Source organism: Agrobacterium sp. DSM 25558 (assembly GCF_900100825.1).
Lineage (GTDB): Bacteria > Pseudomonadota > Alphaproteobacteria > Rhizobiales > Rhizobiaceae > Agrobacterium.
In genome coordinates, this window is record NZ_FMUD01000011.1 from 43,579 (window position 1) to 57,429 (window position 13,851).

A 13,851-nucleotide genomic window follows, 5' to 3' on the forward strand; every position below is an offset into this window, starting at 1 on the left:
TCCTTGGGCTGAAAAGACTGTCTCCTCCGCGCAGACGCGCGAAGACTGGATTCCTGTGACGAGCACAGGAATGAGGGTGGTGGAGCGCCTTTAACGGTTCTCAAAATAAGCGGTCTCGACATTCACACTGCCTGTTGTTTCCCGATGACGGACAAACCCGTAACCGCTATAGAAACACGATGGAAACGGATGGAAAAAATCTGCGTCGCGGCTGGACGACCGGCGCTTGCGCGACGGCTGCGGCGAAAGCCGCCTGTACCGCGTTGCTGACCGGTGATTTTCCATACCTTGTCGAGATCGAACTTCCAAGCGGCAAGCGCGTCGGTTTTTCGCTGGCGACCAACCATCGTGGTGATGGCTTTGCCCGCGCAGGCGTCATTAAGGATGCAGGCGATGACCCGGATGTGACCCACGGCGCCTTGGTAGAAAGCACCGTGCGCCCCGGAAAACCCGGCACTGGCATCACCTTCAAAGCTGGCAGCGGTGTCGGCACCGTCACTCGGCCCGGCCTGCCATTGGTAGTTGGCGAACCCGCCATCAACCCCGTACCACGCAAGATGATCGAGAAGGCCATCCACGAAGTCGCTGGCGAAAATGCAGATTTCGAAGTGGAAATTTCCGTCGAAAACGGTGAAAAAATCGCCGAAAAAACGCTGAATGGCAGGCTTGGCATCCTCGGCGGCATTTCCATTCTCGGCACCACCGGCATCGTCATTCCGTTTTCATGCTCGTCCTGGATTCACTCCATCTGGCGTGGCATCGATGTGGCCCGGGCGGAAGGACTGACCCATATTCTCGGCGCAACCGGCAATGCCTCGGAAAAAGCCGGGCAAGCTTTGCACGGTCTACCGGAAACCGCCCTGATCGACATGGGCGATTTTATCGGCGGTATGCTGAAATATCTCCGCACCCACCCGGTCGAGAAACTCACCATCGCCGGTGGCGTCGCCAAGATGACCAAGCTCGCCCAAGGCATGCTTGACGTACATTCCAAGCGAGGCCTAGCGGATCTGGATGCGCTGGCAAAACTTGCGACAGAGGCGGGCGGTGAAGAGACTTTAGCGGATGCCATCCGTCACGCCAACACGGTGGCGCATGCCTTCACCATGGCGGGCAGCGCAGGTATAGAACTTGGCAATGTCGTGGCCGAGAAAGCCTGGCAGACGGCGGCGGACGCTCTCAATGTGCCGGAAACGGTGCTTGAGATTCTGGTGTTCGATAGGGACGGAGCGTTACAGGGGCGGTTCGGCTTTGCGCCATCCCATCACGTATCCGCTTTCCCTTCCGGCGAGCGGAATCGGCGCACATAATCCGTGCTGTAAAGCGCGCTCTCTCGAAAGTCCTCTGACGCCAAGCCTTTGCCGACGAAAATCAGCGCCGTGCGTTCCACCGGTTCTTCCGCAAGCTTGGCTTCGATATCACCCAACATGCCCCTGATAATCCGCTCTTCCGGCCATGAGGCCCGAACCACGATAGCGACCGGGCAATCGACACCATAGAGCGGCGTCAGGTCTTCGACCACTTTGGCGATGGCGTGAATGGCCAGATGAATGGCAAGCGTCGCGCCTGTCGCCCCGAAGGCCTTCAAGGTTTCCGTCTCCGGCATTTTGGAGGCACGGCCCGAGATGCGGGTGAGCACAAGGCTCTGCGCCACCTCCGGCACCGTCAACTCCCTGCGCAACGTGGCAGCGGCGGCGGCAAAGGAAGGAACGCCAGGGGTAACAGTATAATCCAATCCTAGACGCTCCAGACGGCGAATTTGCTCGCCCATGGCGCTCCAGACTGAGAGATCACCGGAATGCAGCCGCGCCACATCCTTTCCCTCACGGGCGGCGGCAACATATTCCGCCTCGATATCATCCAGCGACAACGCCGCAGTATCGACGATGCGCGCACCTTCAGGGCAATACTCCAGCAATGCTTTCGGCACGAGCGACCCGGCATAGAGGCAGACCGGGCAGGCGGCGATGAGATCGCGCCCACGCACCGTGATAAGATCTGCTGCACCCGGACCGGCACCGATAAAATGAACCGTCATTCGTCGTCTCCTAAAGTGGCGAGCGCCACCGTCATATCGCCGATCACCATTCGCGGCGCAATCAGCCTTGATCGCGGCCCTAGCGCCGCCAAAGCGGATGCTTCGCTGAGGCTGGGAGAGCCGGAATGTTTCAGGCTCGTTGCCGATTGCGTGATCGTGCGGGCGCTGGCCTGTTCGAAATCCGCCTGCGCCACCACGACGAATGCCATACCAAGCGTTGTCGCGGCTTCCATCAACCCTGGTTCGCCGGCTTTGATCGGTGCCGTTGCGATAAAATCGATCTTTACACCATGCGCCTTTGTCGCCTCATCCAAGGCAGCAATGATTGCCTCTGCACTGGTTCCTTTGCGGCACCCGATCCCGGCGACAATCACGGCTTGACCCACGCCCATTGCGTGACCGGCATGGCCGGACGCCAACCCTGCATGGAGCCAACAGCGGACGCCCGAGCAACCTCAAGTCGGATCAGCGAGCCGCCCAACCGCGCCTGTGCCGCGAGCAAAGTGGCTTCCATTTCCAGCGTCACAGCATTGGCAACCAGCCGTCCACCGGGTTTCAGCGCAGCGATAGCGCCGTCTAGCACGCCAGCTTCACTGCCACCGCCGCCGATGAAGATCGCGTCTGGCGTCGGCAGACCTTCGAACGCCCCCGGTACCGTACCGATCACGATTTCCAGCCCCGGTACGCCGAAGGCTTCTGCGTTGCGCATGGCCCGTTCGGCCCGTTCCGGGTGCTGCTCGATACCGATAGCGCGCAATGAGGGATGCGCCAGCATCCACTCGATACCGATGGAGCCAGACCCGGCTCCAATATCCCACAGCAACTCCCCATGACGGGGGCCGAGCGATGACAGCGTGACCGCCCGAATTTCGCGCTTGGTCATCTGACCATCATGCTCGAAAAGTGCATCATCCAGCCCTTGCGAATAGGGGATAATACGCGCTTTTTCATCCGCCACGACATCGATGGCAACGACATTCAGCGGATCGACATCGCTCAGGGAAAACTTGGCAGCGTTGCCAGTCCGGACTTTCTCACGCGGACCACCAAGAGCCTCCAGCAGACTAAAATCGGAAGCACCGAAGCCAGTCTCCGAAACAAGCGCTGCCAAAAGGGCAGGGGCTTTCTCATCCGATGTCAGAACGATGAGTTTCGCACCGGAATGCAGATGCGGGCGAATAAGATCGATGGAGCGACCGTGTAGCGAAATGCATTCCACATCCTGCAACGCCCAGCCGAGCCGTGAAGCGGCCAACGAGAAGGCCGATGGGGCAGGGTAGGATACGGTTTCTTCAGCAGAGACCTGACGCAGCAGCGTTACACCGACACCGTAGAAAAAAGGATCACCAGAGGCCAGCACGCAGACCTTACGTCCGCGCAACGTGACGACATCCGCCATCTCCACATCGAACGGGACTGGCCAAGGCGACGCTTCGCCTTTAATGGCATCCGCCGCCAGCGCCAAATGTCGTTTGCCGCCAAACACGAATTCAGCCGTTTCAATCGCCCGGCGCGCATCCTCACCCAGTCCGGCAAGCCCGTTCTCGCCAATGCCGACGATGGAAAGCCAGGGGGCTATCGCCTTTTCAGTGGATGCGTTGTCGATTCCGGCATATTCAGAGGCCATGACACGCTCTATACTCATTCTCGGCGGCACGGCGGATGCCCGTATTCTGGCCGGAAAACTGGCGGAAGACTCCGGCTATCGGCTTCTTCTGTCTATGGCCGGCCGTACCCGTGATCCGGTTCAGCAACCGGTGCCGATGCGCACCGGCGGCTTTGGCGGTGCAAGTGGACTGGCCGACTTCATCACGGAAAATCGGTTCGATCTTCTGGTGGACGCGACCCACCCTTACGCGGCCCGCGTCTCTGCAAACGCCGTTGAAGCCGCAAAAATGGCGAATATTCCACTTGTCACTCTGGAACGTCCGGCGTGGGAGAGACAGGTCGGGGATGACTGGCAGAGCGTGGTCGATGTGGAAAGCGCTGTTGCTGCTCTTGGAAACACGAGCACCAAGGCTTTCCTCGCGCTTGGCCGTCAGGAACTGCTGCCCTTCGAGGCCGCACCCCAGCACCATTATCTCATCCGCAGCGTCGATCCGGTTGAGCCGCTTCTGACGGTACCGCATGCCAGGTATATTACGGCGCGCGGGCCCTTCGCTTTGGAGGACGAAATCAAGCTGCTGCGTGAAAATCACATCGCTTCCATCGTATCCAAAAACTCTGGCGGCACGGCTGCCTATGCGAAGATTGAAGCGGCGCGCCAGCTGGGCATAAGGGTGTTGATGATCGAGCGACCGATGCGGGCAAACACCGCGACGGTCCCGAACATCGATACTGCCTTGGCCGCCATCCGCCATCAGCTTTCCCTTTTGGACGAACGTGGTGAATAGACGATAGGCTGCTGCCCACTGCGTTCGATCAACCGTGTTTCAACCGAGCCGACAATGATGCAGGTGGCCATATCGGCCATATCGCTTGCCGCTTCAGACAGCGACACGACCCGCATACGCTCATCCACCCGCCCGGCAGCGCGCCCGAAAATCACCGGCACAGACCCAGGCAGATGCGCACGCAGCACATCGAAAGCCGTTGCCAACTGGTGGGGACGTGCCTTGCTGACAGGGTTGTAAAACGCCATAACGAAACCGGCTTGCGCCGCTGCAACAAGTCGCTTTTCGATCAGCGACCAGGGTTTCAGATTATCCGAGAGGGAAATGGCACAAAAATCGTGCCCCAGCGGCGCACCGGCTCTCGCCGCCACCGCCAGCATGGCCGTCACGCCTGGCACGACAGAAAAATCAATATCTCTCCACTCCGCTGGACCGTTTTCGATGGCCTCGCACACGGCGGCAGCCATGGCAAAAACGCCGGGATCACCACCCGACACGACGCAGACCTTGCCGCCCGCAGCCGCAATCGTCAGCGCCGCCTCGGCGCGGGAAAGTTCCTCGCGATTATCAGAGGCGTGGCGACGTTGGTGCGGTTCCAGCGAAAGTCGATCGAGATAGGGAATATAGCCGAAGAAATCGTCTGCCTCACGCACGGCATCCAGCGCTTCCGGCGTAATTTGACCCAGATTGCCCGGGCCAAGGCCAACGACGGTGAGACGACCGCTCATACGGTTTCTCCACCCGCAGGTCTATCTTTCCAGCCCGGAACCAATACCAGCGAGAAGTAGGGCGCAGGCGAGCCATCGTGCTCGATCAGCCGCATGGCATGACCGTTTTCCATCGTGCCGCGCTCGACATACAGCGCGCTTTGCAGCTTGCCCGCGCGTTCCAGCGCACGGCGGATTTTTGGCAGGTTGCGGCCGACTTTCATGATAACAGCACCATCCGTACCGGAAAGGCGTTCCGTCAGCGTCTCTTCGCCAAGTGTGCCGGGCAGCACGCTCAAGATGTCATCGCCCTGCACCAGCGGCAGCCCGGCCATGGACCAGCAGCCAGACATGGCGGTGATACCCGCCACGACTTCTGCCGGATAGGACGGCGCAAGCCGCAAATGCAGATGCATGTAGGAGCCGTAAAACAGCGGATCGCCTTCGGAGAGCACTGCGACGTTTCGCCCGGCATCGAGATGGATGGCGATATCTCTCGCGGACTGATCGAAGAAACCTGCAATGGCACCACGATAATCGTCGCCGTTCTTGTCGCTCTCGACCGTTACAGGATAGACCAGTGGCATTTCCAGCGTGCCGGGGCGGATGAAGCTTTCGACGATACCGCGCCCGTTGCCCTTGCTGCCCCTCTTGCAGAAAAAGGCGACAACATCGGCATTTTCGATGGCGCGTACAGCCTTCAGCGTCAAAAGCTCTGGATCACCAGGGCCAGTGCCAACACCAATCAGCTTGCCCTTCAAGGCCTTCTGTGGCGCAGGATCGAACAATGCCGCGCTCATAGGCCAGGCCTCGCTACAGCATTGACTGCCGCTGCCGTCATGGCCGAGCCGCCGAGGCGGCCCTTGACGATTGCATAGGGGATGCGCAGCCCACTTTCCTCCAGCGCGTCCTTCGATTCCATCGCACCCACGAAACCAACCGGCATGCCGATAATGGCAGCGGGGCGGGGTGCGCCGCGCTCCAGCATTTCCAAGAGATAAAACAGCGCGGTCGGTGCATTGCCGATGGCCACCAGCGCGCCATCCAGTTTATCGCCCCAAAGATCGAGTGCTGCGGCAGAACGGGTGTTGCCGATGGCCTTTGCCAGTTCCGGGGTTTGTGGATAGCGCAGCGTGCAAATTACCTCGTTGCGGGCGGGAAGGCGCGCACGCGTCACGCCATGCGCCACCATTTCGGCGTCGCAAAGAATGGGCATGCCCGCTTCCAGCGCACCGCGCGCAGCAGCCACGAAATCGGGAGAAAAGCGAAAATGCTGTGCCGCCTCCACCTGTCCGCAGGCGTGGATCATGCGGATGGCGATTTCGGCCTGATCCGGCGTGAAGGCAGAAAGATCAGCCTCTTCCCGCACCATCGCAAAGGAGCGCTCGTAAATCGCGTTACCATCGCGAATATAGTCGTATTCAGTCATCGATCATCCTGTCGGAGCGCCGCGACAATCCTTTGCCTGCCAAGACGGGCAAGCAGGGTGCGGGCATTTTCTCCGGGCTTATGTTCTTTTTCATACAAACGGGCAAGTCGCGAAAGTGCGGCCTTCTGCTCCGTAAAGGGCAAAATAACATCTGGAGCGTCTGAAACACGGCCCAAGTAGCGAAACGCCAGCCCCTCAGGAGAGCCTGAGAAAGCAAGCGGTGCCGATGTGGGATGGGCGCAGCCCTTGCCGCAGCCGGAAAGATGCAGCGTGAGTGACCCATCGAGCAGGCCCGCACAGTCCACCGCCGCATGTTCGGCCAGTTCTCGCGTGGCGAGGAAAGCCGAAGCGCAGGCCGGTTCTCCCGCGCAAACTGCGATGGCAGAACGCGGATCATGGGCATTCGTCACAAAACCGGCTTCACGCGCATGGGTGAGAAGCGTCTGGCAAACCTCTTTGTTTCCGATGAAATACAGGGCATGGCCGGGGCCGGGTCTCACATATTTTATTTCCAGCATGGATGCATGTCGGCAAAGAGCAGACAGAGTATCAGCTGGACTTTGACTATAGGCAGGTGCCAACGCGGCAGCAAACTGCCCACGGGAAAGACGCATTAATCCGTAGGGATGCGCTTCGCCATAAGTCGGGAGGGTCAGGCTTTCCGCCTTCTCCCTGCCGGAGAGAAGGTCGCGGCAGCGGGATGAGGGGCTAAGGTCTTGACCTGCTTCATTGCTATCAACCAACCGTTCCGCACAAACCGTCCGCACCGTTTCAATGTCAAGATCGCGACCGCGCGCGTCGGAACCCCGTTCAGCAAGGCAATTCAGAAGATCGATGACCACACCGGCGGCATGTTCCGTTCGCAGCATACCGGCACGCAATGACGTTTTTTCTGCACCACCCAACATCAATTGCCACAGCACGTCATCATTGAGCCGAACCGCCTTCAGCCTGACATCCGCCAGCAGATCGACCATGCTCACATGGCCACCGCCATCAATAATGATCGACATTTTCGCGGCCAGTCGTTCAGACAGGTTGAGCGTATCCGCGCGCTCCGATATCGGGCTCATAATCGCACGCGGATCGGCAATGGCCGTCTCATCGATGCCTGCAAGAGGTGAAGTTTCTATCGCCAAGCCTCGTCGCAGCGGCAGGCCAAGGGCCAAGACATCCTGTTCAAGGGCCAAAGCACTCTCAGCGGTCAACCCGCGAAATTGCAAACCGCCACGCGCGGTGATGTCGATCAAACCGTTGCCATGCCGGATGGCGAGAGTAGATAGCGCATGCAGATCATCGGGCGAAATATGATCCGTGAAGGCAATGCGGGACAAAAGTCCATCTCCCGTCTGCATCGGAGCAGACAGGGCCGGGCAAACGCCGCGACGGGTGAAAGGGCGAACATCGACACGGCTGGTGGCGCTCATGCGTTCACCCTCGCCCGTTCCGGCTCAATCAGCATCTCCAGTTCCGCATCCACGGCATTGCGTCTGCTGTGCCAGAGGCCACGGCGGCGGGCGGAGAGAAACCGCTGCGCCATCACCTCTGCCGCCTGCGGGTTTTCCCGTAGAATGAAGTCGCGCACCTCTTCATTGCCAAAATATGCGTCGTAGAGCGCCTCGATCAGAGAGGACGACACCGCATGCGTCGTTTCGGCAAAGCCGATCAGCCGGTCCACCGTCTCGGCAAATTCCGCCGCACCGCGTGGCCCATGCCGCATCTGCCCGGCGATGAAGCGCGGATTGATGGCGCGGGCGCGCACGACGCGGCTGATTGCCTGGGCGATAGAACGGGCACGCGGGCGGGCAGGATCGGTGGTGTCCAAGGCCACCACGTCAGCCGATTGACCAAGCGCCGCCTTGGCCGCCGCGAAGCCGCCGATGAAGGCGACGTCAGATGAGCCATCGAGAAGGTCGCGTCCCGGATCATCGCCCGTGTGGACCAGCAGGTCGGCTTTTTCCACCTGGCTTGCAAAGCCTGTATCAGCAAAAACGCCAAGCCCATCCGCGCCACCGAAAGCATGGCTTGCGGCATCCAAATAGGTCTGGCCAAGCTCTTCGCGCTCATCCCAGCGCCCGCTGGCCAGCTTTTCCTCAATGCCGGCACCATAGGTGCCAGGCGCAGAGCCGAAAATGCGGGCCGGTATGTGGCCGAGGCTCGCAGCTTCTTCCCCCAGCGGGTTGTCACCGGCGGCCTCCTCACGCCGTGCGATGGCTTTGGCGGCAGCATCAAGCAGGGCGATCAGAGCCGGGAACATGTCTCGAAACAGGCCCGAAATACGGAATGTCACATCGACACGGGGACGTCCCAGCGCCGCAGGTGGCAGCACTTCGATGCCGGTTACGCGGCCCGTAGCCGGATCATAGATAGGCCTCGCCCCCATTAGATGAAGCGCCTGCCCCACATCCTCGCCGCCATTGCGCAATGAGGCCGAGCCCCAGAGATCGAACACCAGATGTTTTGGCCAATCGCCATGGCTTTGCAAATAATGCCGCAAGACCTCTTCACCTGCCATGCGGCCAAGTTCAAAAGCAGTCGGCGTTGGCATGGTGCGCGGATCGGCGGCGTAAAGATTGCGGCCTGTTGGCAGCACGTCAAGTCGCCCGCGGGCCGGTGCACCGGAAGGGCCAGGAGGGATATGCCGACCATCGAGTGCTGCAAGCAGTGCCGACTTTTCCGCCACTGCACTTTGTACTCTCAGTAGATCGACCTCATCGTTTGCGCAGCGCCCGAACACATGCTGGCCGTCCTTAATCGCGAAATCCTTGAGATCGCAGAGAAAAGCATCGATTCGTGACAGTGCCGTATCGGCATTGTCCTGCAAGCCGATTCCCGCGTCTGCCGCCAGTCCGGTCTCCTGCGCCTTCTCAACAATAAGCTTTGCCAATCGGTCGCGGCGACGACGGTCCAGCCCGTCTGCCTGCGCATATTCATCAACAAGCTGCTCCAGTGCCATCTGCTCAGGCGAAAGCCCGGCTTCCACCAGAACGGGGGGAATGTGACCAATGGTGACGGCGGCAATGCGTCGCTTGGCAACCGCTGCTTCACCCGGATTGGACACGATGAACGGATAGATCACCGGCAACGGCCCTGTGACGATTTCCGGGAAGCAGGCATCCGATAGGGCCACCGTCTTGCCGGGCAACCATTCCAGCGTGCCATGTGCACCGACATGGATGATGGCATGCGCATCCACACCATGACGCATCCACGCGCCGAAAGCGACCAAGGCGTGTCGTGGCGGTAAAGCTGGGTCATGATAATCCACGCGCCGATCTTCGTTGCGACCGCGATCAGGTGCCAGTGCGACGGTCACCGCGCCGAAACGCGCGGCGCGGAAACGGAATGCTCCATCCTCAATGGCATCGTCGTCAGCGTAATGCCCCCAGGTACTCTCCAATGCCTGATTGGCAGAAGGCGAAAGGGAAGCACAGAATGCCGAATATTCGGCAACACCGAAACCAACGGTTTCGTTCTCGATGCGGTCGAGCAACCCACGCGCCGTCTCGGGAATGTCGTCTACCGCATATCCGGCATCGCGCAGATCATGTAGCATTTCCAGTACGCTTTGCGGTACATCCAGACCCACCGCATAACCGGTTCGGCCGGGTGCCGCGCCCGGATAATCCGGCATGAGAATGACAAGGCGTCGTTGAGATGGTGCCGCAGTCTTCAGCCGAAGAAAGGCCGCCACGCGGTCTGCAACCTGCTCGACGCGGTCGGGTTCCGGAATATTGACCAGACCCTGCCCTCCATTCGGATCAGGCTGCTTGAACGAAATGACCCCAGCCAGCAGTCTGCCATCCAGCTCCGGCAGCACCACATGCATGGCAAGATCAGAGGGATTGATCCCGCGCACGTTTTCCGTCCAACCATCACGCCGGGTCGTGGCCATGATGACTTGAAACGTTGCCACATCCAGCCGTTCGAACAGGGTTTTACCGCTCTCATCCGTCTGGCTGGCAAAGGCGGTTGCCGCAATGATCGCCGCCGGTTTCAAATGCGCAAGTGTCTCTTCCAGAAACCGGATCGCGTCCTGATCCTTCAAGCCGCTAACGAAAATCGGCAGCGGTGCGAAGCCTTTCGCGCGCAAAGCACCAAACAGCGCATCGATGGGTGCCACATCTGCGGCCAGCAACATGGAACGATAAAACAGGATGGGCAGGATAGGGGCATTTTCTGGAAATTCATGGAGCGCCTGGGCGAGATCGACAGATCCCTCTCCTGGTCGATAGAAACCGGCTTTCGGCAGAGGTTCCGCCACGATATCCGGCCATGCATCGCCACGTGCAACAGCGGTCAGCCCAGCTGCCACACGGATCATATTATCAGGACCGCCTGCGCGGAAAAACGAAAGGATGGTATTGAGTGTTTCAAGATCGACGGTGGAAGCCGCCTCCAGCTTTTCGTCCCGCTCGCTGCATTCACCGGGCAACAACACCAGCTTGATCCCGCGATGACGCGCCATTCTCGATAGCTGGTCCACCCCATAACGCCAGCGCTCAGCGCCGCCGAGAATCCGGATAAGGATCAATTTGGCATGTTCGGCCGTCTTTTCGATCCACAGATCGACCGACATGGGGTGGCGAAGCTCGGAAAGATTGGCGGATACCAGCGAGACAGAACCGTCGCCAGCGTGCGCCCATCCGCGTTCCAACCCAGCAAGATCGCTGGCGGAAAAAGACATCGCCACCACATCCGCCCGTGGCTGGTTGAGATCAACCGGCTCGATCAGGTCATCCAAAGACGAGGATGTGGTGGCAAGGATGTGCATGGATCAGGCTGCCAACATCCGCTCGATTTTTTCGCGGTTGATGCCTTTTTCGCCGATCACCACAAGGCGGCTGCGGCGGACTTCACCGGCAGCCCAGGGACGATCGAAGTAATGGTTGACCCGTGAACCGACGGCCTGCACCTGCAAACGCATCGGCTTGGAAGAGACCTCAACGAAACCCTTGATGCGCAGCACGTTTTCAGAAGCCGCCGTCTCGGAAATGCGTGCAGCCAACGCATCTGCGTCGGTTACCGCATCCAGTTCCACGACAAAGCTGTCGAACTCATCGTGATCGTGGTCTTCTTCCTCGTCGTGATGGGTGTGACGATTATCGATATCCTCTTCCACCGCAAGCCCAAGCCCGATGAGGACAGCAGGATCAATCACCCCATTGGACGCCACGATGATTTTTGCCGCCTTCGGAAGATGTGCATTGATATGCGCCTTAGCGCGCTCGAGACCCTCTGCATCCAGCAGATCGCCCTTGGTCAGAACAATAAGATCGGCGCAGGCAATCTGATCTTCAAAGACTTCCTCGACCGGATCGTCGTGATCCAGCGCTTCATCGTTCTGGCGCTGGGCCGCAAGGGCCTCGAGATCATGCGACACCATGCCTTCGGCAAGGGCTGCACCATCGGCAACAGCCACCACGGCATCCACCGTCACGCGGCTCTTGATAGCGGGCCACTGAAACGCCTGAACCAACGGCTTTGGCAAAGCCAATCCAGATGTCTCGATAAGGATATGCTCTACCCGTGGCTCGCGGCTGAGGATTTGCTCGATGGCTGGCTGGAAGTCATCGGCAACTGTGCAGCAAATGCAGCCATTGGCCAATTCCACGATATTCTCCTCCGGGCAGCTTTCGATGCCGCAGCCTTTGAGAACATCGCCATCGATGCCGACATCGCCGAATTCGTTGACGATGATAGCCAGCCGTTTTCCATCCAGTTTCTCCAGCAGGCCACGTAACAAGGTGGTTTTGCCAGCGCCAAGAAAGCCGGTGATGATGGTGCAGGGAACGCGATCGAGCGTGGTCATGATGTCTCCTCGGTAAAATGCAAAGGGGGAATGCGGGCAACCAAGCCGCGCTTCAAACTGTCAGGCCGTCCGCGCCACGGCATCAGGCCATCCGTGGCCGTTGCCAAAAGGCGTGCACCGACCATCAGGTCGGCGGCATCGTCAGCGGTTAGCGAACCAAACATATAGGACCAGCCGTCCGCACTACGCATCGCCGCACTCAGGCCTCGCTTGCAATTGGCAAGGCAATTGACGCTACGCACCTCGACACCTTCAGTGCGACCAAGCGCGATTGCAGCCTGCGCAAGTGTGGCACCTGGACGGGGCTCCATATTGGGATCGGCTTCATCGCGACAGCTGCGGCACACGAAAACGACGACGCCATGAGACGTTTCACTTTCGGCCTCGGCCGTCATGCCTGGGGATGTCGATGTTATATCCAAGATTAAGCTTTCCGCGCCTGCAAATTCTTTGGGGTGCGGATATCGAAAAACGCCACGCGCCGAGGCACGCTTCGCTGTTCGACAAGACCGACTGACCGGAGCACCCCGCCCGGCAGACGTTTTTCCTGAAGCGGCAGGTCTCCTGGCTCGCAGTATGAAGAACGCCCTTGCACCGCCTTCCCGGACAACATGTCCAGTGGCTTTTGGCGCGGGCTCACCGCTTACAGTTGCGGGGGCAGCCACGGATTGGTCCGCATAACGAATTGAACCGTGTTCCCTCTTAGCTTTTCCCGTTGCCGGAAAAAGACCGTCAGTCCTTAACCCTTATGCCTTGCGGTGCTGGAGTGTCAATGCCGCTCCATGATTGCCGTGAGAACGGATTTGGCTATAGTCGCCGCTTCGAAAAAGCATGCGCCGGAAGGATAAGACGCCATGAACCGCGATATCAGCGACAGCGAGGCCGAACGCCACCGCGCCAAAATGGCCAATCGCAAAGCCGTTCAGGATGCGGAAGTCTCGGAAAAGACCATCGAAAAAGGTCTGCTGATGGTCAATACCGGCCCGGGCAAAGGCAAGTCCACCGCAGCCTTCGGGCTTGCGCTGCGCATGCTGGGCACCAACAGACGCGTCGGCATCGTGCAGTTCATCAAGGGTGCATGGTCCACAGGTGAGCAGCAGGCGCTGGCCCTGTTTGGCGACCGGGTGGAGTGGCGCACCATGGGAGAAGGTTTCACGTGGGACACCCAAGATCTCAAACGCGATGTCGCAGCTGCCACCAAAGCGTGGGAAGAGGCAAAGACCCTGATGGCCGATGAGACTATCAGTTTGGTGGTGCTCGATGAGCTCAATATCGCGTTGCGTTACGATTACCTGCCGCTGGATGAAGTGGTGGCAGCGTTGCAAAACCGCCGTCCGGATCTGCATGTCATGGTCACTGGTCGTAACGCAAAGCCGCCACTGATCGATGCCGCCGACATGGTGACGGAAATGACGCTGGTGAAGCACCACTTCAAGGCGGGTGTCAAAGCCCAGTCCGGCATCGAGTTCTGA

General features: G+C 59.6%; 13 protein-coding genes and 1 riboswitch. Of the genes, 3 read left to right on the top strand and 10 right to left on the bottom strand.

The window, feature by feature from the left end:
* The first annotated feature begins 179 nt into the window (after positions 1-179).
* A complete protein-coding gene (locus tag DSM25558_RS11600; RefSeq protein WP_077104903.1) occupies positions 180-1,310 on the top strand; it encodes a cobalt-precorrin-5B (C(1))-methyltransferase in 1,131 nt (376 codons plus the stop codon).
* Here DSM25558_RS11600 and cobM read toward each other — a convergent pair.
* The 3 genes from cobM to cbiE are packed head-to-tail and all read right to left on the bottom strand — an operon-like array spanning position 1,265 to position 3,665.
* Entirely contained in the window at positions 1,265-2,038 is a 774-nt protein-coding gene (gene cobM / locus DSM25558_RS11605) for a precorrin-4 C(11)-methyltransferase (RefSeq protein WP_077104905.1), read from the bottom strand. The genes DSM25558_RS11600 and cobM overlap by 46 nt on opposite strands.
* On the bottom strand, positions 2,035-2,412 hold the full coding sequence (locus DSM25558_RS11610; RefSeq protein ID WP_371479846.1) for a cobalamin biosynthesis protein: 378 nt from the start codon (positions 2,410-2,412) through the stop codon (positions 2,035-2,037). Before DSM25558_RS11610 ends, cobM begins: the two co-directional genes overlap by 4 nt.
* A complete protein-coding gene (gene cbiE, locus DSM25558_RS11615) occupies positions 2,409-3,665 on the bottom strand; it encodes a precorrin-6y C5,15-methyltransferase (decarboxylating) subunit CbiE (protein WP_077104908.1) in 1,257 nt (418 codons plus the stop codon). Before cbiE ends, DSM25558_RS11610 begins: the two co-directional genes overlap by 4 nt.
* Here cbiE and DSM25558_RS11620 point away from each other — a divergent pair.
* Positions 3,664-4,431 carry a cobalt-precorrin-6A reductase gene (locus DSM25558_RS11620; RefSeq protein WP_077104909.1) on the top strand — a complete coding sequence of 256 codons (768 nt, stop codon included), beginning with the start codon at positions 3,664-3,666 and terminating at the stop codon, positions 4,429-4,431. The genes cbiE and DSM25558_RS11620 overlap by 2 nt on opposite strands.
* Here the strand turns inward: DSM25558_RS11620 and DSM25558_RS11625 are convergent.
* The 7 genes from DSM25558_RS11625 to DSM25558_RS11655 are packed head-to-tail and all read right to left on the bottom strand — an operon-like array spanning position 4,398 to position 12,774.
* Positions 4,398-5,159, bottom strand: a complete 762-nt coding sequence (locus DSM25558_RS11625) for a precorrin-3B C(17)-methyltransferase (protein ID WP_077104911.1) — start codon at positions 5,157-5,159, stop codon at positions 4,398-4,400. The two genes, DSM25558_RS11620 and DSM25558_RS11625, sit on opposite strands and share 34 nt — an antisense overlap.
* Positions 5,156-5,938: a precorrin-2 C(20)-methyltransferase gene (locus tag DSM25558_RS11630; RefSeq protein ID WP_077104913.1), complete on the bottom strand. Its 783-nt coding sequence runs from the start codon at positions 5,936-5,938 to the stop codon at positions 5,156-5,158. The genes DSM25558_RS11625 and DSM25558_RS11630 overlap by 4 nt, the downstream gene beginning before the upstream one ends.
* Positions 5,935-6,567, bottom strand: a complete 633-nt coding sequence (locus DSM25558_RS11635; RefSeq protein WP_077104915.1) for a precorrin-8X methylmutase — start codon at positions 6,565-6,567, stop codon at positions 5,935-5,937. Before DSM25558_RS11635 ends, DSM25558_RS11630 begins: the two co-directional genes overlap by 4 nt.
* Positions 6,564-7,994, bottom strand: a complete 1,431-nt coding sequence (gene cobG / locus DSM25558_RS11640; protein WP_077104916.1) for a precorrin-3B synthase — start codon at positions 7,992-7,994, stop codon at positions 6,564-6,566. Before cobG ends, DSM25558_RS11635 begins: the two co-directional genes overlap by 4 nt.
* The gene (cobN, locus tag DSM25558_RS11645; RefSeq protein WP_077104918.1) at positions 7,991-11,341 is read right to left on the bottom strand and encodes a cobaltochelatase subunit CobN; all 3,351 of its coding nucleotides are present in this window, start codon (positions 11,339-11,341) and stop codon (positions 7,991-7,993) included. The genes cobG and cobN overlap by 4 nt, the downstream gene beginning before the upstream one ends.
* 3 nt (positions 11,342-11,344) lie before the next feature.
* Positions 11,345-12,382 (bottom strand): cobalamin biosynthesis protein CobW, encoded by a 1,038-nt coding sequence (cobW, locus tag DSM25558_RS11650; protein ID WP_077104920.1) that lies wholly within the window; start codon positions 12,380-12,382, stop codon positions 11,345-11,347.
* Complete coding sequence (locus DSM25558_RS11655; RefSeq protein ID WP_077104922.1) at positions 12,376-12,774, bottom strand: DUF1636 family protein; 399 nt, start codon at positions 12,772-12,774, stop codon at positions 12,376-12,378. Before DSM25558_RS11655 ends, cobW begins: the two co-directional genes overlap by 7 nt.
* A 141-nt stretch (positions 12,775-12,915) precedes the next feature.
* A riboswitch (cobalamin riboswitch) is annotated at positions 12,916-13,128 on the bottom strand.
* A 105-nt stretch (positions 13,129-13,233) separates the two neighbouring features.
* Here DSM25558_RS11655 and cobO point away from each other — a divergent pair.
* Entirely contained in the window at positions 13,234-13,851 is a 618-nt protein-coding gene (cobO, locus tag DSM25558_RS11660; protein WP_077104924.1) for a cob(I)yrinic acid a,c-diamide adenosyltransferase, read from the top strand.

Coding starts and splice junctions, on each gene's coding strand:
- DSM25558_RS11600 (WP_077104903.1), top strand. CDS start 180: ATGGAAACGGATGGAAAAAATCTGCGTCGCGGCTGGACGACCGGCGCT.
- cobM (WP_077104905.1), bottom strand. CDS start 2,038: ATGACGGTTCATTTTATCGGTGCCGGTCCGGGTGCAGCAGATCTTATC.
- DSM25558_RS11620 (WP_077104909.1), top strand. CDS start 3,664: ATGACACGCTCTATACTCATTCTCGGCGGCACGGCGGATGCCCGTATT.
- cbiE (WP_077104908.1), bottom strand. CDS start 3,665: ATGGCCTCTGAATATGCCGGAATCGACAACGCATCCACTGAAAAGGCG.
- DSM25558_RS11625 (WP_077104911.1), bottom strand. CDS start 5,159: ATGAGCGGTCGTCTCACCGTCGTTGGCCTTGGCCCGGGCAATCTGGGT.
- DSM25558_RS11630 (WP_077104913.1), bottom strand. CDS start 5,938: ATGAGCGCGGCATTGTTCGATCCTGCGCCACAGAAGGCCTTGAAGGGC.
- DSM25558_RS11635 (WP_077104915.1), bottom strand. CDS start 6,567: ATGACTGAATACGACTATATTCGCGATGGTAACGCGATTTACGAGCGC.
- cobG (WP_077104916.1), bottom strand. CDS start 7,994: ATGAGCGCCACCAGCCGTGTCGATGTTCGCCCTTTCACCCGTCGCGGC.
- cobN (WP_077104918.1), bottom strand. CDS start 11,341: ATGCACATCCTTGCCACCACATCCTCGTCTTTGGATGACCTGATCGAG.
- DSM25558_RS11655 (WP_077104922.1), bottom strand. CDS start 12,774: ATGACGGCCGAGGCCGAAAGTGAAACGTCTCATGGCGTCGTCGTTTTC.
- cobO (WP_077104924.1), top strand. CDS start 13,234: ATGAACCGCGATATCAGCGACAGCGAGGCCGAACGCCACCGCGCCAAA.